Source organism: Bradyrhizobium sp. LA6.1, from assembly GCF_040547805.1.
Lineage (GTDB): Bacteria > Pseudomonadota > Alphaproteobacteria > Rhizobiales > Xanthobacteraceae > Bradyrhizobium > Bradyrhizobium barranii.
The window spans coordinates 42098-67866 of record NZ_JBEPQK010000021.1 but is presented as its reverse complement, the minus strand read 5'-3'; the positions used below and the strand labels follow the sequence as shown (position 1 = coordinate 67866).

Genomic DNA, 25769 nt, shown 5'->3' with positions numbered 1-25769 from the left:
CGCCCGCCGCTGATTGACGGCATTATCACTCCGCCGCCGTCAGCCGGTGCACGTTGTCGGCGATCTCCTTCGGCACCGGCGCGGCCCAAGGTGCGCCGCGGCGGCGCTTGACGTCGACCTCCATCCAGTAGAGCTCCCAACCCTGGGTCGGCCCGATGCCGTCCATGGTGGCCGGTCCCTGGATGCTGCGCGCCCTGCTCTCGTCCAGGAACAGCATCGGCTTTTCGCCGCCGCCGACCTTCTCGATCTCAGCCCGCAGCAGGCGGCGGTACTGCACGATCGCCTTGTCGCTCGAGCCGAGATGCTCCTTGGTACGGTCCTGGATCGCGCCCATCGATTCCACCGCCCACTGGTCGTGCACGTTGATGTCGGTGCCCATGCCGGTATAGGTCGCGGTCGCCTGCTCGTGCGGATCGAAGCCGTAATCGTTGCTGCGGTTCTTGCGCGACTTGTAGTCGGGCAGCTCATAGAGCTCGAGCCGCTGATCGCGCATCTTCTGCTTGTCGACCGGGTTGGTGTAGCTGGTGAAGATCGCGTACCAGTAGCAGTTCTCGTCGTCGACCGGCACGTGCCACTGCGTGATCGTCATTTCCGTGCTCATGGGGATGACGAAGCCGTGCGGGAAGAGCTGGTTGGTGACGCGCACATGGGTGCGCTCCTCGTCGATCTCGCGCAGCGCGATCAGCCGCAGGCCATATTCGGTGTGCTCGACATTGATGATCGGCCGGTCGTATTCGCGCAGGATCTTTGTCATCGGCAGATCGGAGCCGGCGGAGGCGCCGCGGAACTGCTTGCCGTAAGCCGTCGACGTATCCTCGTCCTCGAAGAAGCGGTGCAGATAGGAGGCGTGCGCGGGATCGATGCCGACCTCGAGGGCCTGAAGCCAGTTGCAGGCCATGTGGCCCTTGAACGCAAAAGTGTGCGTGCCGGGCGCGACAAAGCAGTCGAGCTCCGGAAATGCCGGCGGCTCACCCTCGCCGAGATAAGCCCAGACGATGCCGCTCTTCTCGACCACGGGATAGGAACGCTGGCGAATGTTCTGGCAGAGTTTTGAGTCCTTCGGCTCGGCCGGCGTCTCGATGCACTGGCCGGTGGCGTCGAACAGCCAGCCATGGAAGGCGCAGCGCAGGCCGCCATGTTCGAGACGTCCGAAGGCGAGGTCGGCGCCGCGGTGGGCGCAGTGACGATCGATCAGGCCATAGCGTCCGCTCTCGTCGCGGAACAGCACCAGGTTCTCGCCGAGCAGTTTGACGGGACGGATCGGGCGCGTGCCGTCCAGCTCATCGACCAGCGCCGCCGGCTGCCAGTAGCTCCGCATCAGCTTGCCGCAGGGGTCCTTCGGGCCGGTACGGGTGATCAGGTCGTTCTGCTCCTGGCTCATCATGGCGGGTGCGTCCTTTGTCGGAGAGGCGATTGTTCGCCTATTGAACGAATGGGCGAATTATGCCATGCCTTGGTCCGGCGGCAAGCAATATTTTGCAGGATGTTCCCGGACCTATGCCCAAGCTGAAGCGTGGCGAAAACGACGAGCGGGCGACGGATTTCGTCGAGAGCCTCGATCGCGGCCTGCGCCTGCTGCAATGTTTCGGCGCAACCACCGGTCCGATGACGCTGAGCGATCTCGCCCGGGCCGCAGAGCTGCCGCGCGCCACTGCGCGGCGCATGCTGTTCACGCTTCAGCGCGGCGGCTTCGTCGCCGGCGACGGAAAGCTGTTCTCGCTGACGCCGCACGTGCTGACGCTCGCTGCGTCCTATTTGCGCTCCAGCCAGCTCGTCGCCGTGCTTCAGCCGGTGCTCGATCGCGTCGCCACGGCAGCGCAGGAAATCTCCTCGCTCGCGGTGCTCGACGGCGACGACGTCGTGTTTGTCGCACGCAGCAGCCCGGCGCGGATGTTTTCGGGGGGGCTCGAGATCGGCTACCGGCTGCCGGCGTTCTGCACCTCGGTCGGCCGCGCCATGCTGGGGCAGTTCGATGATGCAGCGCTTGCCGCACGCCTGAAGACAATGAAGCGCGAGATGTTGACGCCGCAGACGGTGACCGATCCGAAGGCGCTGCTGGCCAGCATCACAGCCGATCGCGAGCAAGGCTATTCGCTGGTCGATCGCGAGGCAGAGCCGCATTTCCGCTCGATCTCGGTTCCGGTGCGCCGCTACGACGGCGTGATCGTCGCCGCCATCAACATGGGCGCCCATGTCGACCGCGTGCCGGCAGGGGAGCTGGTCGACCGGTTGCTCCCGCTGCTCCGCGAAGGCGCGGAGTCCGTGCGGTCGCAGCTGCTCTAGCAACGATCGTTGGCGCCGCGCGTCCGCGGGCCTATAATCTCGTCACGCAAGACAACAGGGAGGACGCCATGAAACACACCATGGTTCCCAGTGATCGCGTGGAGCACGTCGGCGTCTACGGGCGCGACGGCGCGAAGCTCGGCTCGATCGAGCGGCTGATGCTCGACAAGGTGACCGGCACGGTCGCCTACGCCGTGATCAAGACTGGCGGGCTGCTCGGCACGCACCACCATTATCCTGTGCAGTGGGGCGCGCTGAAATACGATCCCGCGCGGCAGGCTTTTCGTGTCGAGGTGACGCAGGACGAACTCGCCAGCGGACCGTGCGAGTTCGATGGCGACGAATTCGACTGGGGCGATCGTTCGCAGCCCTACGCGCACCCAAATTATTGGTCGATCTGACGGCGCGATTGCCGCAGGCGTCGCGCGCTGAGCCGCCTCACTTGGTCGCGGTGCGCCGGCGCGCGCGCTGTGTCAAAAGGCAAAAATGCCGCATGACACACCTCTCATCGCCACCATCGTCGTCGGACTTGGACTCGCCTTCGTACTCGGAACTATAGCGCAGCGGTTCCGCATTCCGCCGCTTGTCGGCTACCTGCTTGCCGGCGTTGCCGTCGGGCCGTTCACGCCAGGCTTCGTCGCCGACCAGGCACTTGCGACCGAGCTCGCCGAACTCGGCATTATCTTGCTGATGTTCGGCGTCGGCCTGCATTTTTCGCTCCAGGATCTGCTGAGCGTCCGGCACATCGCCGTTCCGGGCGCCGTCGTGCAGATTGCGGTCGCCACACTGATGGGGCTCGGCCTTTCATGGCTGATGGGCTGGAGCGTCGGTGCGGGGCTCGTGTTCGGGCTGGCGTTGTCGGTCGCGAGCACGGTGGTCCTGCTTCGCGCGCTGCAGGAGCGGCGCCTGATGGAGACCGATCGCGGCCGCATCGCGGTCGGCTGGCTCATCGTCGAGGACCTCGCGATGGTGCTCGTGCTGGTGCTGTTCCCGGCGATCGCAAGCCTTCAGGGCGGCGGCGACAAGCCGGCCTTCGAGCCGCTGGCCGCGCAGGCCGGCTTCGGGCTTGCCGGCATCGTGATGCTGACCCTGGCCAAGATCATCGTGTTCATCGGGCTGATGCTGGTGGTGGGGCGCCGGGTGATTCCCTGGATCCTGCACTACATCGCGCATACCGGCTCGCGCGAATTGTTCCGTCTTGGCGTGCTTGCGATCGCGCTGTGCATCGCATTCGGGGCGACGAAGCTGTTCGACGTCTCGCTGGCGCTGGGCGCGTTCTTCGCCGGCATGATGCTGCGGGAATCGCCGCTCAGCGCGCGCGCCGCGCAGGAATCGCTGCCGCTGCGCGATGCCTTCGCCGTGCTGTTCTTCGTCTCGGTCGGCATGATGTTCGATCCGATGAGCGTGGTCCGCGAGCCCTGGCCGCTGCTGGCGACGCTGGCGATCATCATGCTCGGCAAATCACTCGCGGCGTTCCTGATCGTGGTGCTGTTCCGGCATCCGGTTGCGACCGCGCTGACGATCTCGGCGAGCCTGTCGCAGATCGGCGAGTTCTCCTTCATCCTGGCCGAGCTCGGCGTCGCCTCGCAGATCCTGCCCAGCGACGGTCGCGACCTGATCATGGCCGGCGCGATCCTCTCCATCATGCTCAATCCGCTGATGTTCGCGGCCGCCACCTGGCTCGCGCCGCGTCTCGACCCGCGCCGGGATTCACCGCAGGCCGCGGCAGCCGTGCCCGAACCGATCCGCACCACGGACCTGACCGACCATACGATCGTGATCGGCTATGGCCGCGTCGGCGCGCTCGTCGGCGATGCCCTGAAGCAGCGGCAATTGCCGTTCCTTGTCGCCGAGGTCGGCGAGAGTGCACTGGCGAAGCTGAAGCAGGGCGGCATCGAGACCGTCATGGGCAATGCCGCGCAGCCCGAAATTCTCGGCGCCACCAATCCGTCACGGGCGCGGCATCTCGTCATCGCGATCCCCGAGGCGTTCGAGGCAGGGCAGATCGTGCAGCAGGCGCGTGCGGCCAATCCGGACATCCGCATCATCGCGCGAGCGCATGCGGATGCCGAGGTCGATCATTTGAAGGGGCTGGGGGCGGATGTCGTCATCATGGGCGAGCGGGAGATCGCGCGCGGCATGATCGAGGAGCTGGAGAGGAGAAATCCGGATGCTGCCCAGCAAGATCCACGTGCGCTCGCGGTCGGTTCGGTCGTTTGACCTGATCACGCCGAAGGGCCGGACCTACCGCTTTCCGCCGCCGACATTGTTGCAGCGGTTGTTGCGGTGGGGGCTCGCGCATGCGGAGACAATGGCGATCTCCGCGGCGATCCTGGCATTGATTTATGTGGCGGGCTTTGTGGCCGAGGCGCTGGATCGCTCGGTGTTTGACGCGTGCAATGACAGGGCTGGGGTGCGCAGGGTGGGTTAACCTGCAGCTGCGCGAAGCGCAGTCCGCTGGAGTAGCCCACCGCGTCCCCGCCTCGCGTTCTGTGTCACTGCCGATTGCGCATCCAGTCGGCAAGGCCCGATATCGCCTTGTCGAGGTCCTGCCGCGCGGCGGCGTCCGTGACCGTCTCGTCCAGCGCGCCGCGCATGCAGAGCAGCCACGCATCGCGCTCGGCGTCGCCAATGGCAAAGCCGATATGCCGCTGCCGCAGCCGCGGATGGCCCTTCTCGACGGAATAGAGTTTTGGGCCGCCGGTCCATTCGGTGAGATAGCGCTTCAGCACGTCCCTGATCAGTCCGAGGTCATCCGCGTGCATCGCGCGGATTATTTTCGCCTCCGGCAGCGTGTACATGCGCTCGTAGAAACGGTCGACCAGAGAGTCGATCGTCGCGCTGCCGCCGATCCGCTCGAACATGGAGGTGGTGACGTCGCTGGAGGTCATCGTGAGTCCTGTCTGGTGCAAGGCTCTTCATATCGTCTCCCTTTGCGAAACGAAAAGGGGACGCATGGCGTAGCTGCGCGCTCAGCTCTGCTCCCTCCTCCCTTGCGGGGGAGGGCAGGGGAGGGGTCGCCCAGGAAATGGTGTTGGTTGTCGCGAAGAAGAAGCGCGTTGCGCGAGTGATGGAGTCCCCGTGTGGCACCCCTCTCCCTAACCCTCCCCCGCAAGGGGGGGAGGGAACGCAGCGAGCGTGCCGTGAGAGATCGCCTTACAGCGCCACGCTGCGCAGGCCGAAACTCCGCGCTTCGTTTTGCAGCACCGGCCGCACCGCATCGATCAGCCGTGCAGCCGCCGCATCGACCGACAGCCCTGCCGTATCGACCACCGCCGTCGCGCGCGAATACAACGGTTCGCGGCTCAGCAAGATGTTGCGCAGCTCGGCCATTGCGGAGCGGTCGTCCGCCATCGGGCGCAGGTCGCCCTGGCGGCGAACGCGGGCCATGTGCTCCTCGGGCTCGGCCTTCAGCCAGATCGTGTAGAACGACGACAGGATCTGGTCGAAGGTCAACGGCTCCGACACGATGCCGCCGCCGGTCGCCAGCACCATCAGCTCGTTGCGCGCGAGCAGCTGTTGCAGCGCTGCCTGCTCCATGCGGCGAAAGCCTTCCTGGCCGTAGAGCGCGATGATCTCGGCGACCGAGAGCCCGTTCTGCTGCTCGACCTCCTTGTTGAGCTCGACGAAACTCCAGCCGACCTTCTTCGCCAGCATCCGCCCAAGCGTCGATTTGCCGGCGCCGCGCAGGCCGATCAGCGCGATGCCGCAGAACGGCGCGCGCCGCGGCGCCGACGCGCTGCCGCCGGCGAGAACGTCCTTGGCCTGAGCGATCTGCGCCGGCGTCGCCTTGCGCAGCAGGTCGCGAAACATCTGCCAGTCCGGCGTCGGATCGGCCGAGGGAAGCAGGTCTTCCAGATGCGCACCCATCGCGTCGGAGACGCGGCGCAGCAGCACGATGGAGACGTTGCCCTTGCCGCTCTCGAGCTGCGCGATGTAGCGCTCCGAAATCCCTGATACCTTGGCGAGCACCTTGCGCGACATGCCGCGCAGCGCGCGCATGGTGCGCACGCGCTGGCCGAGCTGTTCGAGAAATCGGGATTCGGCGTCGGGACTGTCGGTCATGGACTGCAGATCATGGGCCTTCTTTAGTTGATGCCCTGCGGCGCGTTTTAATGAAACATAATGCCTGCCAGCATTGACAGCAAGCCGCCGCGGTGTCTTTCTATGAATTATAATTCTGAATTCGGGGGAGAAGTCCGTGAGCGAGGGATCCTATAACGCGGTGACCTGGCTGCTCGACCGCAACGTCGAGGACGGCAGGGGCGGCAAGCTCGTCTTCGACGACACCGTCTCGCGGCTCACCTATGGCGAGCTCCAGCGCGAGACCCGGCGCGCCGCCAGCATGCTACGCCGGCTCGCGGTCCGCCGCGAGGAGCGCGTGGCGATGATCATGCTGGACACGGTCGATTTCCCGATCGTGTTCCTGGGCGCGATCCGCGCCGGCATCGTGCCGGTGCCGCTCAACACGCTGCTGACCGCGGACCAATACGCCTACATCCTCGCCGATTGCCGCGCGCGCGTGCTGTTCGTCTCCGAGGCGCTCTATCCTGTCATCAAGGACGTCGTCGGCCGCATGCCGGATCTCGAGCACGTCGTGGTCTCCGGCGCCAAGATGAACGGCCACAGGCAGCTCGCGGAAGAGATCGCCGGCGAGAGCGACCAGTTCACGACCGCCGCGACGCATCCGGACGAGCCTGCGTTCTGGCTGTATTCGTCGGGCTCAACCGGCATGCCCAAGGGCGTGCGCCACATCCATTCGAATTTGCAGGCGACCGCGGACACCTATGCAAGCCAGGTGCTCGGCATCCGCGAGAACGACGTCTGCCTCTCCGCGGCAAAATTGTTCTTCGCTTATGGCCTCGGCAATGCGCTGACGTTTCCGATGTCGGTCGGCGCCACCGTGGTGTTGAACAGCGAGCGCCCGACGCCGGCGCGCATGTTCGACCTGATGAACAGGTACAATCCCTCGATCTTCTACGGCGTGCCGACATTGTTCGCGGCGATGCTCAACGACGAGGCGATGAAAGCCGAGCGCGGCGGCAAGTCGCTCCGCATCTGCACCTCGGCCGGCGAGGCGCTGCCGGAATCCGTCGGCAACAGCTGGAAGGCACGCTTCGGCGTCGACATCCTCGACGGCGTCGGCTCGACCGAGCTCTTGCACATCTTCCTATCGAACGCGCCCGGCGACATCAAATACGGCTCGTCCGGCAAGCCGGTGCCGGGCTATGCGGTGCGGCTCGTCAACGAGGCCGGCCGGGATGTCGCCGACGGCGAGGTCGGCGAGCTCCTGGTCGATGCGCCCTCCGCCGGCGAGGGCTACTGGAACCAGCGCCACAAGAGCCGCCGCACCTTTGAAGGTCCATGGACCCGCACCGGCGACAAATATGTCCGGGATGGCGAGGGCCGCTACACCTTCTGCGGCCGCGCCGACGACATGTTCAAGGTCTCCGGCATCTGGGTCTCGCCGTTCGAGGTCGAGAGCGCGCTGATCACGCATCCCGCCGTGCTCGAAGCCGCCGTCGTGCCGGAAGCCGATCCGGAAGGCCTGCTGAAGCCGAAGGCCTTCGTCGTGCTGCGTCCGGGCGCGGCGACGGCGGACTTGCAGGAGATGTTGAAAGAGCACGTCAAGCAGAAGATCGGCCCGTGGAAATATCCGCGCTGGATCGACGTGGTGGAGTCACTGCCGAAGACGGCGACGGGGAAGATCCAGCGGTTCAAATTGCGCGAGGGCGCGAATTGAGCGTGCAGGCGGCGGACTCGCTTGCTTACCCTCCCCTGGAGGGGTCCGAGACGAGCGAAGCTCGCTCGTGGGTCGCTTCGCATGGAGCGAAGCGCAATGCGGAGCGGGGTGGGGTGATCTCTCCACTCGGGCACCGCATCCGCCGAGAGACTGTCACCCCACCCCGTCTCACATCTCGCTGCGCTCCATGTGAGCCGACCCTCCCCCTCCAGGGGAGGATGCAGACGGAGCGAACAGGAATGCGACCATGACCAACCTCATCCCCACCGGCTTCCTGACCATCGGCAGCGCCAGCCTCGAATACAAATGGCTCGCGCCGCAATCCGCCGACGCGCCGACCATCGTCATGCTGCACGAAGGCCTCGGCTCCGTCGGCCTGTGGGGCGACTTGCCCGAGAAGCTCCAGCAAGCCACCGGCGCGGGCATCTTGGTCTATTCGCGCGCGGGCTACGGCCAGTCGAGCCCGGTCACGCTGCCGCGGCCGCTCGATTACATGCAGCGTGAGGCGCTGGATGTGCTGCCGAAGATCCTCGATGCGGTTTCCTTCAAGCGCGGCCTCCTGCTCGGCCATTCCGATGGCGCTTCGATCGCGACGATCTATGCCGGCGCGCATCAGGATCACCGTCTGCAAGGCCTCGTGCTGATGGCGCCGCATTTCATCGTCGAGGACATCTCGGTGAAATCCATCGCAGCGATCAAGACGACCTTCGAGACCACCGACCTCAAGGCGAAGCTGGCGCGCTGGCACAAGGATGTCGACAACGCCTTCTATGGTTGGAACGGCGCCTGGCTCGATCCGAAATTCCGCGACTGGGACATCTCGGAATACCTCGCCTACATCCGCGTTCCCATCCTGGTCGTGCAGGGCAAGGACGACCAATATGGGACATTGCGACAGGTCGATATTGCGCAGGAAGAGTGCTACTGTCCGGTAGATTTGAAAATTATTTCAGACGCGGGACATTCCCCGCATCGTGAAGCGCCGGGGGCGACGCTTGACGCGATTGAGCAATTTGCAAAAGCGGCCCTGCGCGACGATCAGGGACTTCAGGGACGCGCCGCATGATCCTGCGGAGGCACATCCATGAATGTGCCTTCGGATGCAAGCGGTCCGTTGCCGTGGCCGCGATGGGCCTATGTGCCGGGCGAGACCGACGGGGTCGACGCGGATTACGAGACGCTTGACCTGGCCAAGGCGCTGGTGCCCTCGGCCTTCCGCGGCTACGTGCCGGCGCGCCATCCGGCGCTGCGCTATGGGCTCGCGCTCAACGACCGCGGCTATTTCTGGGAATCGCAGGAGGTGCTGGAAGCGGTCTGGGCCGCAGCCCCGCAAGGCGGCCGCGAGCGCATTCTTCTGCGCGCCTGCATTCACATCGCCAATGCCAATTTGCGACTGCGCATGCAGCGGCTGCATTCGGCCGCGCGCCTGTTCGGCGACGCGCAGGCAGAGTTGCGGGCGCTGAGCTCGCGCAAGGCGGCCGCGGGTGGCGACGGCTTTGTCGAGAGCTTCCCCATTCCGGCGCTGACGGCTCTGCTCCAGGCCAAGCTGGGCCGTTCCGAACTCTCCAAGGCGGACTGGATCACCCTCGGCGCCATCGTGCGGTCTCAATAGGTCTCATGAAACAAAGTGCATGCGATGGCCGTTAAGGGCTAGACGCTTTCAAAAAGATGCACTATTGTGCATCTAACGCTACAGCCAAAACGCATAACCAAGCTCAAGGGTGGCCCATGGCCGGGGAAGATCGGCGCCTCGCAGGCGGCGCGACATTCATCGATTTCCAGACCGAACCGTCCCGCTACAAGCACTGGAAGCTTGCGGTCGATGGCGACGTCGCCACCCTGACCATGGACGTCGACGAGAATGGCGGCCTGTTCGAGGGCTATCTGCTCAAGCTCAATTCCTACGATCTCGGCGTCGACATCGAGCTGGCGGACGTCGTCCAGCGCCTGCGCTTCGAACACCCCGAGGTGAAGGTCGTGGTGATGCGCTCGGCCAAGAACCGCGTGTTCTGCGCCGGCGCCAACATCCGCATGCTCGCGGGCTCGACGCATGCCCACAAGGTGAACTTCTGCAAATTCACCAACGAGACCCGCAACGGCATGGAAGATTCGTCGGAGAATTCCGGCCAACGCTTCATCACGGTGGTGAACGGCTCGGCCGCCGGCGGCGGCTATGAGCTGGCGCTCGCGACCGACCACATCATCCTCGCCGATGACGGCTCGTCGGCCGTTGCGCTGCCGGAAGTGCCGTTGCTCGCGGTGCTGCCGGGCACCGGCGGCCTCACCCGCGTCGTCGACAAGCGCAAGGTGCGGCGCGACCACGCCGATTTCTTCTGCACCATCGAGGAAGGCGTGAAGGGCAAGCGCGCCGTCCAGTGGCGTCTCGTCGACGAGATCGCGCCGAACTCGAAGCTCGAGGCCAAGATCGCCGAGCGCGCCAAGGAGTTCGCGGGCCAGTCGAAGCGCAAGGGCAGCGGCAAGGGTATTGCGCTAACACCGCTCAGGCGCGTCATCGACGAGACCAGCATCCGCTACGGTTTTGTCAGCGTCGACATCGATCGCACGGCGCGCATCGCCACCATCTCGATCAAGGCGCCGGAGACCGCGCCGCCGGCCGACATCGACGGCATGATGGCGCAGGGATCTTCGTTCTGGCCGCTCCAGGTCGCGCGCGAGCTCGACGACGCGATCCTGCATCTGCGCATCAACGAGCTCGAGATTGCGATGCTCGTCTTCAAGAGCCATGGCGACCGCGCCCATGTGCTGGCATCCGATGCCTTCCTCGAAGCCAACAAGGCGCACTGGCTGGTCAACGAAATCAGGCACTATTGGAAGCGCGTGCTGAAGCGCATCGACGTCACCTCGCGCACGCTGGTGACGCTGGTCGAGCCCGGCTCCTGCTTTGCCGGCACGCTCGCCGAGCTCGTCTTCGCCGCCGACCGCTCCTACATGCTGATCGGCGCGCGCCAGGGCGACAACCGTCCGCCGCCGTCGATCGAATTGTCGGCCATGAACTTCGGTCCGTATCCGATGAGCCACGGCCTGACCCGGCTGGAATCGCGCTTCCAGGCCGATCCGTCCGACGTCGAGCGTGCGGAAGCCACCATGGGCACCGCGCTCGACGCCGAGCAGGCGGAAGAGCTCGGCCTCGTCACCTTCGCGCTCGACGACATCGACTGGGACGACGAGGTGCGCGTGTTCCTCGAGGAGCGCGCCAGCTTCTCGCCCGACAGCCTCACCGGCATGGAAGCGAGCCTGCGCTTCGTCGGCCCCGAGACGATGGAATCGAAGATCTTTTCGCGTCTGACCGCGTGGCAGAACTGGATCTTCCAGCGCCCGAACGCGGTCGGCGAGGAAGGCGCGCTGCGCCGCTACGGCAGCGGCCAGAAGCCGAAATTCGATATGACGAGAGTTTAGCGAGTAGGGAGTGGTGAATGGCGAATAGGGATTTCCATTCGCTACTCACCATTCGCCATTCGCAAGCTCACGGTTCGATGCAAATCGTTGAATGAATCAGTCCCCCACGGGAGGTCCACCATGAACATCATGAACGTCGACTACTCGACCAAGATTCCCAACAACGTGAATCTCGCCGAAGACCGCCAGGTGCTGAAGGCGCTGGAGGGCTGGCATCCCGGCTATATGGACTGGTGGAGCGACATGGGGCCGGAAGGCTTTCAGGAGTCGCTGGTGTATCTGCGCACCGCCTATTCCGTCGATCCGCGCGGCTGGGCCAAGTTCGATTATGTCCGCATGCCCGACTATCGCTGGGGCATCCTGCTTGCGCCGCAGGAGGAAAATCGCGTCGTTCCGTTCGGCGAGCATTTCGGCGAGCCTGCGTGGCAGGAAGTCCCGGGCGAGTATCGCGCCATGCTGCGCCGCCTGATCGTGATCCAGGGCGACACCGAGCCGGCTTCCGTCGAGCAGCAGCGCCACCTCGGCAAGACCGCGCCCTCGCTCTACGACATGCGCAATTTGTTCCAGGTCAATGTCGAGGAAGGCCGCCACCTCTGGGCGATGGTCTACCTGCTCCAGAAGTACTTTGGCCGCGACGGCCGCGAGGAAGCGGATGACTTGCTGCGCCGTCGCTCGGGCGATGCCGATGCGCCGCGCATGCTCGGTGCCTTCAACGAGGCGACGCCGGACTGGCTGTCCTTCTTCATGTTCACCTACTTCACCGACCGCGACGGCAAGATGCAGCTGCACTCGCTCGCGCAGTCGGGCTTCGATCCCTTGTCGCGCACCTGCCGTTTCATGCTGACGGAAGAAGCGCACCATATGTTCGTCGGCGAGACCGGCATCACCCGCGTCGTGCAGCGCACTTGTGACGCGATGCGCGAAGCCGGCATCACCGATCCCACCGACATCGCAAAGGTTCGCGCGCTCGGCGTGATCGACCTGCCGACGATCCAGAAGAAGCTGAACCTGCACTACACGCTGTCGCTCGACCTGTTCGGCTCGGAGGTCTCGACCAACGCGGCCAACGCCTTCAACACCGGCATCAAGGGCCGTTATCACGAGACCCAGATCGACGACGATCACCAGCTCAAGAACGCCACCTATCCGGTGCTCAAGTTCATCGACGGTGAGATCAAGCTGGTCGACGAGCCGGCGCTGACGGCGCTCAACATGCGCCTGCGCGACGATTACAGCCAGGACTGCGTCAAGGGCATGCTGCGCTGGAACAAGGTGATCTCGACCGCCGGCTATAACTTCCAGCTCAAACTGCCCAACGTCGCTTTCCATCGCCATATCGGCGAGTTCAAGGGCATCCATGCGACGCCGGATGGTCTTTTGATCGACGATGCCATTTGGGCGAAGCGCAAGGACGAGTGGCTGCCCTCGACCGCCGACGGCGACTTCATCACCTCGCTGATGCAGCCCGTCACCGAGACCGGCCAGTTCGCCTCCTGGATCTCGCCGCCGAAGGTCGGCATCGACAACAAGCCCGGCGATTTCGAGTACGTGAAGATCGAGTCGTAAGAGTCAGGGTTCGACCCTCGCACAATGCAAATGGTGTCATCACCCGCGAAAGCGGGTGATCCAGTATTCCAGAGGCGGCAGAGATAGATCGAGACGCTGCAGCGTACTGGATGCCCCGGTCAAGCCGGGGCATGACTGCGGAGTGTGACGCGCGCTCTGTGCTGAAACGCCCCGCCTACCCGGCGATCTCCAGCCCCGCATTGGCGTACACCACGCCGCCATCCACCGCGATGGTGTTGCCGACCACGTAATCACCCGCGCGCGAGGCGAGGTAGATCGCGACGCCGGCCATGTCCTCATCGGTTCCGATACGCCGCGCCGGAATGCGCTTTGCGACCTCGTCCGCATGGTCGCGCGCAGCGCGGTTCATGTCGGACTTGAACGCGCCCGGCGCGATCGCGGTGACGTTGATGTTGTCCTTGATCAGCTTCGTCGCCATGCGCCGTGTCAGATGGATCACGGCGGCCTTGCTGGCGGCGTAGGAATAGGTCTCGCTGGGATTGACGAAGATGCCGTCGACCGAGGCGATGTTGATCACCTTGGCTGGCCGCTCGTGCGAGGCCGCCGCGCGCAACGGCTTTGCCAGCGCCTTGGTCAGGAAGAACAGCGACTTGACGTTGAGGTCCATCACCTTGTCCCAGCCGCTCTCCGGGAATTCGTCGAAATCCGCGCCCCAGGCCGCACCCGCATTGTTGACGAGGATGTCGAGCTTCGGCTCCAGCTTGATGATTTCGGAGGCCAGCCTGTCGCAGCCCTCGATGGTCGAGATATCGATCGGCAGCGCGACGCATTCGCCGTCATATTGGGCGGAGAGCTCTTTCGCCGTCGCCTCGCACGGCCCGGCCTTGCGCGCGGTGATGTAGACCTTCGCCGCGCCTTGCGCGAGGAAGCCCGCCGCGATCATCTTGCCGATGCCGCGCGACCCGCCGGTCACGAGCGCGACACGGCCTTTGAGCGAGAACAGATCGTTGAACATGGTGCCTCCCTTGGTTGACGCCGTTTTGAGCGCGGCCGAGAGGGGAGTCAAGGAAGGCGCTGGCCAGCTCCGCCCTCATCCTGAGGAGCGCGTGAGCGCGTCTCGAAGGATGCGGGCGGCCATCCTTCGAGACGCGCTCCTTTGGAGCGCTCCTCAGGATGAGGTCTGAGTGTGTTGATGGATCAGGCCGCCGCGATCCGGCGAAAGCCGTTCCACATTGCGGTCGCGGCGCCTGAGGTCAGCACCGGCAAAATTCGCGCGTCTTGGTAATTGCCGTTGAGCGAGACGCGCGGCAGCGCGGTCATGTGGCCGGCATTTTCTGCGAACAGCATGCCGGGCCGGGTCGTCACCGCGGTCTTGAAGCCGGCCGATGCAGCGAGAGCGAATTCGCGCTCGCCCGCCGCTTCGCGGTCACCATAGGGGTAGGCGAAGTGCAGCACGGTACGGCCGAGCGCCTGCTCGATCCGCGCGCGGCTTACCGCCATCTCCTGTGCGGCGATCCCCTCGCTCTGCCTGGCGAGATTGCAATGGCTGATGGTGTGCGCGCCGATCGTGACCAGCGGATCTGCGGCAAATGCCTTCACCTCGTCCCAGGACAGACACAGGCTGCGGCACAGCGCGGCCATGTCGACGTCGTATCTGGCGCAGAGCGCCTCGATCTCGCGCTTGAGATCATGTTCGCCCGGCAACGCGCGCAGCCAATCGTGCAGGCGGTCGAACGCCATTTGTTTTGCGGCAGGGGTCGTTGCATCCAGCCGCAGTGCGGAATTGCCGATCTGGATGTCGATCTGTTCGGTCTTGGCGATGACGGCTTCCAGCGCGGTCCACCACAGACGTCCGGTGCCCTCGGCGAACTCGCTCGCGACATAGACGGCCAAGGGCGCGTCAAATTCGCGCAGAACCGGCAGCGCGAATTCGAGATTGTCGCGGTAACCGTCGTCGAGGGTGAAGGCGGCGAAGGGGCGGGTGAACCGGCCCTGCACCAGCCGCTCATGCAGCTCGTCCATACTGACGATGTCGATCCCGCGCGAGCGCAAATGGCTCAGCGTGGCGCGCAGGAAATCGGGGGTGACTTCGAGGTGCCGGTTCGGCTGGAACGCGGCCTCGCGGGCCGGCCGCACATGGTGCAGCATGAAAATGGCGCCGACGCCCGACAAGAGCGGGCGCAACAGGTGGTGCGCCCCGCTGAAATAGAGTGCCCCCAGCCCGGCGCGGATGACGTTGTTTCGGAGTTGTTTCATGACCGGCTGGCGAACTCTGGCATTCCACTTTCAACTTACGGAAGAACCCTTGAAGAAAAAGTTATTCCAATTGTCGACGCATGGCCTTCGGAAGGGCATCATTTCCGGTTTGACAGCCCGCCAAGGGTTTGTTTTGTCTCCGGTTCCAGAGTTCGGGTCGTTGAATGCAGAAGCTTTTCAGGTGGGCCAGCAAATGGTGGCCAGGGCTGATCCCCCTGGCCGTCATGTGGGGATTTGCGGCCTGGAATAATACCTTGCCGGTGGAGGCGGACCTGTCCGCCCGCAGCTCGGCGGCGCTCAAGGAGACCGTTCTGGACAAGACCCGGATCGCGGTGGACGGCCGGGACGTCGGCTTGGCTGCGGACGCCTTTTCCGAGGAGGGGCGCCGCGATGCCGTGATGGCGGTCGAGCTCGTCCCGGGCGTGCGCCTGGTCGACGACCGGACCCGCCTTGTTCCCGAAGCAACGCCCTTCGTCTGGAATGCCGAGCGTGACGTGGTGCGGGTGACGCTGTCCGGCTCCGCGCCCCTGCCGTCGATGAAGGCGCGCCTGACCGAGGCCGCGCGCAAGGAGGTCAACGGGACCGAGGTCGCCGATCAGATGGGCCTGGCGCGCGGCGCGCCGCCGCGGTTCGAGGCGGCCGCGATGCTGCTGCTCGACCAGATAGGCAAGCTCAAGGACGGCAAGATCACGATCACCGACACCAAGGTCAATCTGTCGGGCATGGCGCGCGACCTCGGCGGTCGTGAGGCGATCGCGGCCGCGCTCAAGAACCTGCCCGAGAGCTTTTCGGTCACCGCCAACGATGTCAAGGCGCCGCCCTACATCTTCCAGGCCTACAAGGATCCGGTTGCCGCGACCGTGACGCTGACCGGCTACGTGCCCGACAACAGCGTGCATGCGGCCATTGCAACGAGTGCCTCGCGAAAGTTCTTCACCGAAAAGGTCGTCGACAATCTCAAGGCCAGCGTCGGCGCACCCGGCTCCTTCAATACTGCCGTGGTCGCCGCGCTCGGCGCGTTGTCGCGGTTGTCGACCGGTACGCTCGTGGTGTCCGATCGCGAGGTGAAGCTGTCGGGCGATGCGCTCTATGAAGGGGCCGCCAACGACATCCGCGCGGGCCTCGGCAAGGACTTTCCGAAGAACTGGCAGTACAAGCCGGAGATTACGGTGAAGCCTGCCGCGGGCCCGGTCGACGGCACGGTCTGCCAGCAATTGTTCTCGGAGCTCCTGAACAAGGGCAAGATCCGCTTCGCAACGAAACGCGCCGACATCGACCCGGATTCCGCCGGCATTCTCGACCACCTGATCGAGACGGCGCTGCGCTGCCCCACCACCAATATCGAGGTGGCCGGGCACACCGATGCCGATGGCGAGGACTCCTTCAACCAGGCTCTCTCGGAGAAGCGCGCGCAGGCTGTGATCGACTATCTGGTCAAGGCCGGGCTGCCGGCCACCCGCTTCACTCCGGTCGGCTATGGCGCCACGCAACCCCTCGCCGGCAATGACACCGACGAAGGCAAGGCGCAGAACCGCCGCATCGAATTTCTGGTGAGGTGATGATGCCCTATCTCGTCTCGTTCCATCTGGGTTGGCTGATCGGCTCGCTGCTGCTGGGCTTTTGCATGGGCTGGATCTCGGTGGTCCAGCGCGGCAACGGCACCTCGAAGGTGACCGCGCGCTGGCTCGCCGTGCTTGCCGCCGCCCTGGTCGCAGCCTCGTTCGCGCATGTGGTGCCCGGCCGCTTCGGCTATTGGCTCGATCTCGGGCTGGTCATGTTCGCCTGCTACCTCGTCGGCTGCACCATCGGTGCCTGGCTGCGCGACAGGGTGGTCTCGCGGAGCCAGCCGGCGGCTTAGATCTTCAGGCTCGCTCGGAGGGCGGGCCTCTATCCAACATTGCAATAGCGGCTTGATCGGCAAGCAAATTGCCGAACGATCACAATGCGCTTGACATTAATACGTACGTACGTATTATTTTCTTATGCCCAAGCCCTCACTCAAAGACGCCATCCTCGATGCCGGCCTGAAGGTCATGTTCCGGACCGGCTATCACGGCACCAGCGTGCGCGACGTCACCGCTGCGGCAGGCGCGCCGCAGGGGTCCTTCACCAACCATTTTCGCTCCAAGGAGGTGTTCGCCTCCGAGGTGCTCGACCGCTACTTCGACACCACGAGGGGGCTGGTCGCGGAGGCGCTCGACGACACCTCGCTGACGCCGCGCGCGCGGCTGCGGCGCTATCTCGACATCATCACCGGCCGGCTGGAGGCTGACGGCTATGGCCGCGGCTGCCTGATCGGTGATCTCAGCCTGGAGGCATCAGCCAGCAGCGAAATGCTGCGCGCGCGTCTCGCCGAAATCTTCGCCCAATGGCGCGCGCCGTTCGCCGCCTGCATCAGGGACGCCCAGACGTGCCGCCAGATCGCATCCGATTTCGAGCCCGAAGAGCTTGCCGATTTCCTGCTCGCGTCCTGGCAGGGCGCGATCCTGCGCATGAAGGTCGACCGCAATCCCAACGCCCTCGAACGTTTCAAGACCATCGCCTTTCAAACCGTCTTCAGGGAGCTGACATGAGCAAGCCAACTGAAATCGAGATTCTCAAAGCGTCCGTGCTGGGAAGCACGATGGCCTATCGCGAGGCGGGAGATCGCGATGCGCCCGCTGCCCTGTTCCTGCACGGCAACCCGACGTCGTCGCATATCTGGCGCAACATCCTGCCGCTTGTATCGCCGGTCGCACATTGCATCGCGCCCGATCTCGTCGGCTTCGGCCAGTCCGGCAAGCCCGACATCGGTTATCGCTTCGTCGACCACGTCCGCTATCTCGATGCATTCATCGAACAGCGCGGCATCAAATCGGCCTATCTTGTCGCGCAGGACTGGGGCACCGCGCTCGCGTTCCATCTCGCTGCGCGCCGGCCGGATTTCGTGCGCGGCCTTGCCTTCATGGAGTTCATCCGCCCGATGCCGACCTGGCAGGACTTTCACCACACCGAGGTCGCGGAGGAGCAGGACCACGCCGAGGCGGCGAGGGCGGCGTTCCGCAAATTCAGGACGCCGGGCGAGAGCGAAGCGATGATCCTCAAGGCGAACGCGTTCGTCGAACGCGTGCTGCCCGGTGGCATCGTTCGCAAGCTCGGCGAGGACGAGATGGCGCCTTACCGTGCGCCATTCCCGACGCCGGAGAGCCGCCGGCCCGTTCTCGCCTTCCCCCGCGAACTGCCGATCGCAGGCGAGCCCGCCGACGTCTACGAGACGCTCCAATCCGCGCATGCGGCGCTGGCTGCATCGTCCTATCCGAAGCTGTTGTTCTCGGGCACGCCCGGCGCGCTCGTCGCGCCCGAATTCGCCGAGCGGTTCGCAGCCTCGCTGAATCACTGCGCATTGGTGCGCCTCGGACCCGGGCTGCACTTTCTCCAGGAGGATCACCCCGAGGCGATCGGCCGCTCCGTCGCCGGCTGGATCGCCGGCATTGAAGCCGTGCGCCAGCAGCGCGCTGCCTGAAGGCGGGCGAGATGGCTGATGTGACCATCATCTATTGCCGTCCCTGCGGCTACGAGAAGCGCGCCAAGGACGCCGCTGCTGCGCTGCGGCAGCATCTGGCGCTGGAGGCGGCTCTCGTGCCCGCCAAGGGTGGGATCTTCCAGGTCAAGGTCGGCGACAGCATCGTCGCCAGCCGCAGCAAGGGCCACTTTCCCGGTACCGACGAAATCGTGGCCGCCGTCACTTCCGCGTGGCACTGATCCGGGGCGGATTCCGATCGCTTCCTGAGGCCGCGGCCGTCGCCGCGGCCTTTCGGCCCACCTGAAATCCCTGAACAACAGCGCCGGCCACCCCCTCTTTCGCCAGGCGGGGGCGGCCCATAGATTGACGTCGGCTTAAGTCGTGACGGAACATTGTGCGGTCGAAATCATCAAAACTTCATGGCGCCTGCGCAGGATTGCCATGGAGATTCGCGTCAGTCTTGCCGCCGAAAGCGCCAATCCGTGCATCAGGAGCCCGCAACCCTGCCTAAAATATTGAAGGCACGAGTTTTTGTTCGAATTGCTGAATTCCACTCCGCCCCAAAACGCGCTAGTGGAAGGGCATGGGGCATGCGCGATGCCGGAGCCGGCGGCAAGGGTTCGTTGAATGCCTGTGCGTCGTCCGCCTGTCCGCCGGCCACCCCGGCCGCTGAAGCGTTGTTCGAGGTCTAGATGCTGGAAGCCATACGCAGGGCGATGACGTTTCTGCGCCAGAAGCAAGTCCTGCATAAGCTTGGAGTTGTGATCAGCGTCGCGGTCATCGGCATCGCTTGCTATGTGCTCTACCACATGCTGCGGGGCATCGACGTCAACGAGGTCCTCGAAGCGATCAAGAGCACCGAGCCGAGCCAGATTGCGATGGCGGCGCTGTTCGTGGCCGCGGGCTATTTCACCCTGACCTTCTACGATCTGTTCGCCGTGCGCGCGATCGGCCACGCCCATGTGCCCTACCGCATCAATGCGCTCGCCGCCTTCACCAGCTATTCGATCGGCCACAATGTCGGCGCGAGCGTCTTCACCGGCGGCGCGGTGCGCTACCGCATCTATTCTGCCTATGGCCTGAACGCGATCGACGTCGCAAAGATCTGCTTCCTCGCCGGCCTGACCTTCTGGCTCGGCAATGCCGCGGTGCTCGGCCTCGGCATTTCCTACCATCCGGAAGCCGCTGCCGCGATCGACCAGCTTCCGCCCTGGCTGAACCGGATGCTGGCGATGATGATCATCGCGGGGCTGGTCGCCTATGTGGTCTGGGTCTGGACCCAGCCGCGGGTGGTCGGCCGCGGGCCCTGGACCGTGGTGCTGCCGGGCGGCCCGCTGACGCTGCTCCAGATCGCCATTGGCATCATCGATCTCGGCTTCTGTGCGCTCGCGATGTACGTGCTGGTCCCGGACGAGCCCAATCTCGGCTTCGTCGTGGTCGCGGTGATCTTCGTCTCGGCGACGTTGCTCGGTTTCGCCAGCCACTCGCCGGGAGGGCTCGGCGTGTTCGATGCCGCCATGCTGGTCGGGCTCTGGCAGATGGACCGCGAGGAGCTGCTGGGTGGCATGCTCCTGTTCCGCGTCCTCTATTATCTCTCCCCCTTTGTCATATCTGTAATCTTGCTGACGTTTCGCGAGGTTATAATCGGCGCTCGATCGAAGCGCTTGCAGCAGGCGGCGCTCAAGCTCGACCCCGGCCCGGCGCGTGAAGCCGCCTATGTGAGAGAGCGCAGCGACACCGGCGCCTGACCGGCGCATCCCCTAGGAGAAGCCCGCCCCGATGGCGATCGACGCCCCATCTTCTCCCTCCGCGCAGCCCTGGTCCGACCGGCTGCGGCATTCGACCGTCATCCTGATCGCCGCGGCGCTGGCGCTGTCGGTGGTGGTCTCGCTCGGCGAATTGTCGGTGATGCGGGCGGCGACGGTGTTCCTCTGCATCGCGGCCGCGGCGCTGATCCCCTGGCGGCTGCACGACAATGCCGCCTCGCGCGACGACACCCGCCGCGTCAACCCGGTCGAGAGCGCGGCGGTGGCCGCGGTCGTCGCCGGCATGCCGGATCCGGCGGTGCTGCTCGACCGCGCCGGGCGTGTCATCCATCTCAATGCCGCCGCCGCCCAGCTGGCGCCGGCACTGCGCAAGAACGAGCTCGCCCAGTTCGCGCTGCGCTCGCCGGAGATCATCACGGCGCTGCGGGAGTCGATCGCGACCACCGAGCCGCGGCGCACGACCTATCTCGACCATGTGCCGGTCGACCGCTGGATGGAGCTGACCATCACACCGGTGCCGGTGCCGACCTCCTTCGGCGGCGCCGACAAATGCATGCTGATGACATTCCACGACCAGACGCCGCTGCGCCGGGTCGAGGAGATGCGCGCAGACTTCGTCGCCAATGCCAGCCACGAGCTGCGCACGCCGCTCGCCGCGCTGTCGGGTTTCATCGACACGCTCCAGGGCCAGGCCAAGGACGATCCCAAGGCACGCGAGCGGTTCCTCGGCATCATGCACAACCAGGCGACCCGGATGGCGCGCCTGATCGACGATCTGCTCTCGCTGTCGCGGGTCGAGCTGTCGGCCCATGTGCGGCCCGACACCCTGGTCGACCTGCTGCCGATCATCTTCCAGGTCGCCGACGGGCTCGAGCCGCTGGCGCGGGAGCGCCAGGTCGAGGTCGAAACCCATCTGCCTGAGACCCCGGTGATGATCGCGGGCGATCGCGAGGAATTGCTCCGCCTGTTCGAGAACCTGATCGAGAACGCGCTCAAATACGGGGCGTCGGGCGGACGTGTCATCGTGTCGCTGGCCGCCGCGGCAGCCACTGATGGAACTCAGGAAATCCGGGTCCTGGTCCGCGATTTCGGACCCGGCATCGCGCCCGAGCATCTGCCGCGACTGACCGAGCGGTTCTACCGGGTCGACGTCGGCGACAGCCGCTCGCAGGGCGGGACGGGGCTCGGATTATCGCTGGTGAAACATATTCTTAACCGCCATCGCGGCCGGCTTTTGATCGAGAGCGTGCCCAAGCAGGGCGCCGTTTTCACGGCCTGTTTTCCCCAGGCGAAGACCGCGGCTTCAACCTGATATTCAAGCGATTTCAATCGCTTGGCCGTGTCATCCAGCTGTCACGAAACCTTCGTAAAAGCACAGCCGACCGCTCCTAAAGGGGCGGCACGGGGAGCGCGATCGGGCGCGGATGGCGCTTCGCTCCCCTGTATGGAGACCACCATGAATTTCATCAAAACTATCGTCGCTGCCGGCTTGGTCGCCGCATCGGCGACGGCGGCGTTTGCTGCCGACATCACGGGTGCCGGTGCGACGTTCCCGTTCCCGATCTATTCCAAGTGGGCTGACGCCTACAAGAAGGAGACCGGCAACGGTCTGAACTACCAGTCGATCGGCTCCGGCGGCGGCATCAAGCAGATCCAGGCCAAGACCGTGACCTTCGGCGCCAGCGACGCGCCGCTCAAGGCCGAGCAGCTCGAGAAGGACGGCCTCGTCCAGTGGCCGATGGTGATGGGCGCCATCGTTCCGGTCGTCAACATCGAGGGCGTGAAGCCCGGCGAGCTGGTGTTCGACGGCGAGACCCTGGCCAGCATCTATCTCGGCAAGATCACCAAGTGGGACGACGCCGCGATCAAGAAGCTCAATCCGAACGTGAAGCTGCCGTCGGACGCGATCACCGTGGTCCGCCGCTCGGATGGTTCGGGCACCACCTTCAACTTCACCAACTACCTCGCCAAGGCCAGCGCGGACTGGAAGAGCAAGGTCGGTGAGGGCACGGCGGTCGAGTGGCCGGTCGGCGTCGGCGCCAAGGGCAACGAAGGCGTGTCGGGCAACATCAGCCAGACCAAGAACTCGATCGGCTACGTCGAGTACGCCTATGCCAAGCAGAACAAGCTGACCTACACCGGTCTCGTCAACAAGGCCGGCAAGCCGGTGCAGCCGACCGTCGAGGCCTTCCAGGCCGCGGCTTCCAATGCCGACTGGGCCAAGGCGCCCGGCTACTACGTCATCCTGACCGACCAGCCCGGCGACAAGTCCTGGCCGATCACGGCGGCGACCTTCATCCTCATGCACAAGGATGCCACCGACAAGGCAGCCTCGCAGGAAGCCATCAAGTTCTTCCGCTGGGCCTTCAAGAGCGGCGGCAAGGCGGCTGAAGAACTCGACTACATCCCGATGCCGGACCCGGTCGTCCAGCTGATCGAGAAGACCTGGGCTGCCGAGATCAAGAGCTAAGCGCTCTTGTCCCGGACTGGGCGCCGGGATCTCACAAGACCTCCGCTCCGGATCGGCCTCGCGCCGCATCCGGAGCGCAAGACCAACAACAAGACCGACAACAAGCGTATATCAAACGGGCACAGGGGATCGGCGTGGCAGAGATGGCCGTTCAGAGCGATGTAATCGACGACGCCGGACCGTATGACCGCGCCAAGGCCTTGGGCGCCTTCAAGCTCGGCGACCTCACCTTCTACTGGATCACGCGGCTGTCCGCGATCTCGGTGCTCCTCATCCTCGGTGGCATCATCATCTCGCTGATCGTCGGCGCGTTCCCGGCGATGAAGGAATACGGCTTCGCCTTCCTGTGGACGCAGCGCTGGGCGCCGTCGGCAGATCCGCCCGTGCTCGGCGCGCTCGGCCCGATCTACGGCACGCTCATCACCTCCTTCATCGCGATGGCGATCGCCATTCCGGTCGGTCTCGGCATTGCGATCTTTCTGACCGAGCTCTGCCCGCAATGGGCGCGCCGCCCGATCGGCATGGCGATCGAGCTGCTCGCCGGCATTCCCTCGATCATCTACGGCATGTGGGGCTTCTTCGTGCTCGGCCCGTTCCTGGCCAACACGTTCCAGCCCTTCATGATCAAGATCTTCGACGGCGTCCCCGTGCTGGGCGCGATCTTCGCAGGCCCGCCGTCCTATCTCAGCCTGTTCAACGCGGCGCTGATCCTCGCCATCATGGTGCTGCCCTTCATCACCTCGATCTCGGTCGACGTGTTCAAGACGGTCCCGCCGGTGCTCAAGGAAGCCGCCTACGGCGTCGGCTGCACCACCTGGGAAGTCGTGCGCAGCGTGGTGATCCCCTACACCCGCGTCGGCGTCATCGGCGGTGTCATGCTGGCGCTCGGCCGCGCGCTCGGCGAGACCATGGCGGTGACCTTCATCATCGGCAACTCGTTCCGCATCTCGTCGTCGATCTTTGCCCCGGGCACCACGATCTCGGCGGCGATCGCATCGGAGTTCGCCGAGAGCGACGGCCTGCACCAGTCCGGCCTGATCCTGCTCGGCCTGCTGCTGTTCGTGCTGACATTCTTCGTGCTCGCGGCTGCACGGTTGATGCTGATGCGTCTTGAAAAGAAGGCGGGGAAGTAACATGAACCCGATCTACGCACGCCGCCGCCGCATGGACATCGTCATCCGTGTGCTCTGCCTGGCTGCCGCTGCCTTCGGCGTCACATGGCTCGCGCTGATCCTGATGACGCTGCTCTACAACGGCATTGCCGGCCTGAACCTGGAGCTCTTCGTTGCGGACACGCCGCCTCCGGGCTCGACCGAGGGCGGCCTGCGCAACGCCATCGTGGGTTCGATCATCATGACCGTGCTCGGCGTCGGCATCGGCGCGCCGCTCGGTCTGTTCGCCGGCACCTATCTCGCCGAGTACGGCCGCAACGACCGCCTGACCTCGGTGATCCGCTTCATCAACGACATCCTGCTCTCGGCGCCCTCGATCATCATCGGCCTGTTCATCTATGGTGCGGTGGTGGTGCCGATGCGCGGCTTCTCGGCGATTGCCGGCTGCCTCGCGCTTGCGGTGATCGTCATCCCGGTGGTGCTGCGCACGACCGAGGACATGCTGCTGCTGGTGCCGAACGCACTGCGTGAGGCGGCCTCGGCGCTCGGCCTGCCGCGCTCGCTGGTGATCAAGCGCATCGCCTATCGCGCGGCGCGCTCGGGCCTCATCACCGGCGTGATGCTGGCCACCGCCCGCGTCGCCGGCGAGACCGCGCCGCTGCTCTTCACCGCGCTGTCGAACCAGTTCTTCAGCCTGGGTCTGAACAAGACGATGGCGAACCTGCCGGTCACCATCAATAATTTCGTGCAGAGCCCCTACGCCTACTGGAAGCAGCTCGCCTGGAGCGGCGCGCTGCTCATCACCCTGACCGTTCTTGCCCTGAATATTGGCGCGCGCATTCTGAGCGCCGAGAGGACCGCAAAATGAGTGATCTTTCCGTATCGATGAGCGCGGCCGGTGGTTTGCCCCAGGCGCCGGTGCTGCCCGAAGCTCCGGCCAAGGTGACGGTGCGCAACCTCAATTTCTATTACGGCGAGCACCACGCGCTGAAGAACATCAATCTGGCGCTCGGCACCAACCGCGTCACGGCGTTCATCGGCCCGTCGGGCTGCGGCAAGTCGACCCTGCTGCGCATCTTCAATCGGATGTACGACCTCTATCCGGGCCAGCGCGTCACCGGTCAGCTCATGCTCGACCAGACCAACGTCCTCGACCCCAAGCTGGACCTCAATTTGCTGCGCGCCCGCGTCGGCATGGTGTTCCAGAAGCCGACGCCGTTCCCGATGACGATCTACGAGAACATCGCCTTCGGCATCCGCCTTTACGAGAAGATCTCGAAGTCCGAGATGGACGACCGCGTCGAGAAGGCGCTGCGCGGTGGCGCGCTGTGGAACGAGGTCAAGGACAAGCTCAACGCCTCCGGCCTGTCGCTCTCCGGCGGCCAGCAGCAGCGCCTCTGCATCGCCCGCACGGTCGCGGTGCGGCCCGAGGTGATCTTGTTCGACGAGCCCTGCTCGGCGCTCGACCCGATCTCGACCGCCAAGGTCGAGGAGCTGATCCAGGAGCTGTCCGAGAACTACACGATCGCGATCGTCACCCACAACATGCAGCAGGCGGCGCGCGTCTCCGACAAGACCGCCTTCATGTATCTCGGCGAGCTGATCGAGTTCGACGACACCAGCAAGATCTTCACGTCGCCGACCGACCGGCGCACGCAGGATTACATCACCGGCCGGTTCGGCTGAGGAGACG

25 protein-coding genes are annotated in these 25769 nt (G+C 65.0%); 20 read left to right on the top strand and 5 right to left on the bottom strand.

Annotated features, from left to right (window positions below):
* Positions 1–25: 25 nt before the first annotated feature.
* Entirely contained in the window at positions 26–1384 is a 1359-nt protein-coding gene (locus ABIB99_RS36665) for an aromatic ring-hydroxylating dioxygenase subunit alpha (protein WP_354180425.1), read from the bottom strand.
* A 113-nt stretch (positions 1385–1497) separates the two neighbouring features.
* Between ABIB99_RS36665 and ABIB99_RS36660 the strand changes: the two genes are divergently transcribed.
* The 4 genes from ABIB99_RS36660 to ABIB99_RS36645 all read left to right on the top strand — a co-directional run bounded on the left by ABIB99_RS36660 (position 1498) and on the right by ABIB99_RS36645 (position 4714).
* Complete coding sequence (locus ABIB99_RS36660; protein WP_354180423.1) at positions 1498–2283, top strand: IclR family transcriptional regulator domain-containing protein; 786 nt, start codon at positions 1498–1500, stop codon at positions 2281–2283.
* A gap of 68 nt (positions 2284–2351) precedes the next feature.
* Positions 2352–2684 carry a PRC-barrel domain-containing protein gene (locus tag ABIB99_RS36655; protein ID WP_247312794.1) on the top strand — a complete coding sequence of 111 codons (333 nt, stop codon included), beginning with the start codon at positions 2352–2354 and terminating at the stop codon, positions 2682–2684.
* 85 nt (positions 2685–2769) lie between these two features.
* On the top strand, positions 2770–4503 hold the full coding sequence (gene ybaL, locus ABIB99_RS36650; RefSeq protein WP_354180421.1) for a YbaL family putative K(+) efflux transporter: 1734 nt from the start codon (positions 2770–2772) through the stop codon (positions 4501–4503).
* A complete protein-coding gene (locus tag ABIB99_RS36645) occupies positions 4454–4714 on the top strand; it encodes a hypothetical protein (protein WP_063979895.1) in 261 nt (86 codons plus the stop codon). Before ybaL ends, ABIB99_RS36645 begins: the two co-directional genes overlap by 50 nt.
* A gap of 64 nt (positions 4715–4778) precedes the next feature.
* Here the strand turns inward: ABIB99_RS36645 and ABIB99_RS36640 are convergent, their stop codons facing one another.
* Both ABIB99_RS36640 and ABIB99_RS36635 read right to left on the bottom strand, forming a co-directional pair.
* Positions 4779–5174 carry a group II truncated hemoglobin gene (locus tag ABIB99_RS36640; RefSeq protein WP_354180419.1) on the bottom strand — a complete coding sequence of 132 codons (396 nt, stop codon included), beginning with the start codon at positions 5172–5174 and terminating at the stop codon, positions 4779–4781.
* A 265-nt stretch (positions 5175–5439) separates the two neighbouring features.
* Entirely contained in the window at positions 5440–6456 is a 1017-nt protein-coding gene (locus ABIB99_RS36635) for a helix-turn-helix transcriptional regulator (RefSeq protein WP_256376492.1), read from the bottom strand.
* Positions 6457–6484: 28 nt separating this feature from the next.
* Between ABIB99_RS36635 and ABIB99_RS36630 the strand changes: the two genes are divergently transcribed.
* The 5 genes from ABIB99_RS36630 (at position 6485) to boxB (ending at position 13009) form a co-directional block, all read left to right on the top strand.
* Positions 6485–8026 carry a benzoate-CoA ligase family protein gene (locus ABIB99_RS36630; protein WP_354180417.1) on the top strand — a complete coding sequence of 514 codons (1542 nt, stop codon included), beginning with the start codon at positions 6485–6487 and terminating at the stop codon, positions 8024–8026.
* A gap of 247 nt (positions 8027–8273) precedes the next feature.
* Positions 8274–9092: an alpha/beta fold hydrolase gene (locus ABIB99_RS36625; RefSeq protein WP_354180415.1), complete on the top strand. Its 819-nt coding sequence runs from the start codon at positions 8274–8276 to the stop codon at positions 9090–9092.
* Between the two features lie 18 nt (positions 9093–9110).
* Positions 9111–9638: a DUF309 domain-containing protein gene (locus ABIB99_RS36620; RefSeq protein ID WP_354180413.1), complete on the top strand. Its 528-nt coding sequence runs from the start codon at positions 9111–9113 to the stop codon at positions 9636–9638.
* A 116-nt stretch (positions 9639–9754) separates the two neighbouring features.
* Positions 9755–11443, top strand: coding sequence for a 2,3-epoxybenzoyl-CoA dihydrolase (gene boxC, locus ABIB99_RS36615; RefSeq protein ID WP_354180411.1), 1689 nt, complete (start codon positions 9755–9757; stop codon positions 11441–11443).
* Positions 11444–11572: 129 nt separating this feature from the next.
* Positions 11573–13009: a benzoyl-CoA 2,3-epoxidase subunit BoxB gene (boxB, locus tag ABIB99_RS36610; protein WP_063985931.1), complete on the top strand. Its 1437-nt coding sequence runs from the start codon at positions 11573–11575 to the stop codon at positions 13007–13009.
* A gap of 175 nt (positions 13010–13184) precedes the next feature.
* Here boxB and ABIB99_RS36605 read toward each other — a convergent pair whose 3' ends face one another.
* Positions 13185–13985 carry an SDR family oxidoreductase gene (locus ABIB99_RS36605; protein WP_063979889.1) on the bottom strand — a complete coding sequence of 267 codons (801 nt, stop codon included), beginning with the start codon at positions 13983–13985 and terminating at the stop codon, positions 13185–13187.
* A gap of 182 nt (positions 13986–14167) precedes the next feature.
* Positions 14168–15226 (bottom strand): polysaccharide deacetylase family protein, encoded by a 1059-nt coding sequence (locus ABIB99_RS36600; protein ID WP_354180408.1) that lies wholly within the window; start codon positions 15224–15226, stop codon positions 14168–14170.
* A 164-nt stretch (positions 15227–15390) separates the two neighbouring features.
* On the opposite strand from ABIB99_RS36600, the gene ABIB99_RS36595 reads away from it, so the two are divergent.
* From ABIB99_RS36595 to pstB, 11 genes are all read left to right on the top strand, one after another.
* Positions 15391–16785: an OmpA family protein gene (locus tag ABIB99_RS36595; RefSeq protein WP_354180406.1), complete on the top strand. Its 1395-nt coding sequence runs from the start codon at positions 15391–15393 to the stop codon at positions 16783–16785.
* Between the two features lie 2 nt (positions 16786–16787).
* On the top strand, positions 16788–17084 hold the full coding sequence (locus ABIB99_RS36590; RefSeq protein WP_063979886.1) for a hypothetical protein: 297 nt from the start codon (positions 16788–16790) through the stop codon (positions 17082–17084).
* A 124-nt stretch (positions 17085–17208) separates the two neighbouring features.
* The gene (locus ABIB99_RS36585; protein ID WP_354180404.1) at positions 17209–17799 is read left to right on the top strand and encodes a TetR/AcrR family transcriptional regulator; all 591 of its coding nucleotides are present in this window, start codon (positions 17209–17211) and stop codon (positions 17797–17799) included.
* Positions 17796–18728 carry a haloalkane dehalogenase gene (locus ABIB99_RS36580; protein WP_354180402.1) on the top strand — a complete coding sequence of 311 codons (933 nt, stop codon included), beginning with the start codon at positions 17796–17798 and terminating at the stop codon, positions 18726–18728. Before ABIB99_RS36585 ends, ABIB99_RS36580 begins: the two co-directional genes overlap by 4 nt.
* Before the next feature lie 11 nt (positions 18729–18739).
* Positions 18740–18967 (top strand): Rdx family protein, encoded by a 228-nt coding sequence (locus ABIB99_RS36575; protein WP_354118930.1) that lies wholly within the window; start codon positions 18740–18742, stop codon positions 18965–18967.
* 453 nt (positions 18968–19420) lie between these two features.
* Positions 19421–20476 (top strand): putative bifunctional lysylphosphatidylglycerol flippase/synthetase, encoded by a 1056-nt coding sequence (locus tag ABIB99_RS36570; protein WP_063979882.1) that lies wholly within the window; start codon positions 19421–19423, stop codon positions 20474–20476.
* Positions 20477–20507: 31 nt separating this feature from the next.
* Complete coding sequence (locus tag ABIB99_RS36565; RefSeq protein WP_063979881.1) at positions 20508–21806, top strand: ATP-binding protein; 1299 nt, start codon at positions 20508–20510, stop codon at positions 21804–21806.
* 144 nt (positions 21807–21950) lie between these two features.
* The gene (gene pstS / locus ABIB99_RS36560; RefSeq protein WP_063985930.1) at positions 21951–22964 is read left to right on the top strand and encodes a phosphate ABC transporter substrate-binding protein PstS; all 1014 of its coding nucleotides are present in this window, start codon (positions 21951–21953) and stop codon (positions 22962–22964) included.
* 143 nt (positions 22965–23107) lie between these two features.
* Entirely contained in the window at positions 23108–24097 is a 990-nt protein-coding gene (gene pstC, locus ABIB99_RS36555) for a phosphate ABC transporter permease subunit PstC (protein WP_063979880.1), read from the top strand.
* Between the two features lies 1 nt (position 24098).
* A complete protein-coding gene (pstA, locus tag ABIB99_RS36550) occupies positions 24099–24944 on the top strand; it encodes a phosphate ABC transporter permease PstA (protein WP_063979879.1) in 846 nt (281 codons plus the stop codon).
* A complete protein-coding gene (pstB, locus tag ABIB99_RS36545; RefSeq protein ID WP_063979878.1) occupies positions 24941–25762 on the top strand; it encodes a phosphate ABC transporter ATP-binding protein PstB in 822 nt (273 codons plus the stop codon). The genes pstA and pstB overlap by 4 nt, the downstream gene beginning before the upstream one ends.
* The last annotated feature ends 7 nt before the right edge of the window (positions 25763–25769 follow it).

Excerpts from the sequence above, each read along its gene's own strand:
- ABIB99_RS36620 (WP_354180413.1), top strand. The coding sequence starts at position 9,111 with ATGAATGTGCCTTCGGATGCAAGCGGTCCGTTGCCGTGGCCGCGATGG.
- pstA (WP_063979879.1), top strand. The coding sequence starts at position 24,099 with ATGAACCCGATCTACGCACGCCGCCGCCGCATGGACATCGTCATCCGT.
- ABIB99_RS36645 (WP_063979895.1), top strand. The coding sequence starts at position 4,454 with ATGCTGCCCAGCAAGATCCACGTGCGCTCGCGGTCGGTTCGGTCGTTT.
- ABIB99_RS36665 (WP_354180425.1), bottom strand. The coding sequence starts at position 1,384 with ATGATGAGCCAGGAGCAGAACGACCTGATCACCCGTACCGGCCCGAAG.
- ABIB99_RS36590 (WP_063979886.1), top strand. The coding sequence starts at position 16,788 with ATGCCCTATCTCGTCTCGTTCCATCTGGGTTGGCTGATCGGCTCGCTG.
- ABIB99_RS36655 (WP_247312794.1), top strand. The coding sequence starts at position 2,352 with ATGAAACACACCATGGTTCCCAGTGATCGCGTGGAGCACGTCGGCGTC.
- boxC (WP_354180411.1), top strand. The coding sequence starts at position 9,755 with ATGGCCGGGGAAGATCGGCGCCTCGCAGGCGGCGCGACATTCATCGAT.
- ABIB99_RS36640 (WP_354180419.1), bottom strand. The coding sequence starts at position 5,174 with ATGACCTCCAGCGACGTCACCACCTCCATGTTCGAGCGGATCGGCGGC.
- ABIB99_RS36605 (WP_063979889.1), bottom strand. The coding sequence starts at position 13,985 with ATGTTCAACGATCTGTTCTCGCTCAAAGGCCGTGTCGCGCTCGTGACC.
- ABIB99_RS36625 (WP_354180415.1), top strand. The coding sequence starts at position 8,274 with ATGACCAACCTCATCCCCACCGGCTTCCTGACCATCGGCAGCGCCAGC.
- ABIB99_RS36575 (WP_354118930.1), top strand. The coding sequence starts at position 18,740 with ATGGCTGATGTGACCATCATCTATTGCCGTCCCTGCGGCTACGAGAAG.
- ABIB99_RS36595 (WP_354180406.1), top strand. The coding sequence starts at position 15,391 with ATGCAGAAGCTTTTCAGGTGGGCCAGCAAATGGTGGCCAGGGCTGATC.
- ABIB99_RS36660 (WP_354180423.1), top strand. The coding sequence starts at position 1,498 with ATGCCCAAGCTGAAGCGTGGCGAAAACGACGAGCGGGCGACGGATTTC.
- ABIB99_RS36570 (WP_063979882.1), top strand. The coding sequence starts at position 19,421 with ATGCTGGAAGCCATACGCAGGGCGATGACGTTTCTGCGCCAGAAGCAA.
- pstS (WP_063985930.1), top strand. The coding sequence starts at position 21,951 with ATGAATTTCATCAAAACTATCGTCGCTGCCGGCTTGGTCGCCGCATCG.
- ABIB99_RS36600 (WP_354180408.1), bottom strand. The coding sequence starts at position 15,226 with ATGAAACAACTCCGAAACAACGTCATCCGCGCCGGGCTGGGGGCACTC.
- ABIB99_RS36580 (WP_354180402.1), top strand. The coding sequence starts at position 17,796 with ATGAGCAAGCCAACTGAAATCGAGATTCTCAAAGCGTCCGTGCTGGGA.
- boxB (WP_063985931.1), top strand. The coding sequence starts at position 11,573 with ATGAACGTCGACTACTCGACCAAGATTCCCAACAACGTGAATCTCGCC.
- pstB (WP_063979878.1), top strand. The coding sequence starts at position 24,941 with ATGAGTGATCTTTCCGTATCGATGAGCGCGGCCGGTGGTTTGCCCCAG.
- ybaL (WP_354180421.1), top strand. The coding sequence starts at position 2,770 with ATGCCGCATGACACACCTCTCATCGCCACCATCGTCGTCGGACTTGGA.
- ABIB99_RS36585 (WP_354180404.1), top strand. The coding sequence starts at position 17,209 with ATGCCCAAGCCCTCACTCAAAGACGCCATCCTCGATGCCGGCCTGAAG.
- ABIB99_RS36565 (WP_063979881.1), top strand. The coding sequence starts at position 20,508 with ATGGCGATCGACGCCCCATCTTCTCCCTCCGCGCAGCCCTGGTCCGAC.
- pstC (WP_063979880.1), top strand. The coding sequence starts at position 23,108 with ATGGCCGTTCAGAGCGATGTAATCGACGACGCCGGACCGTATGACCGC.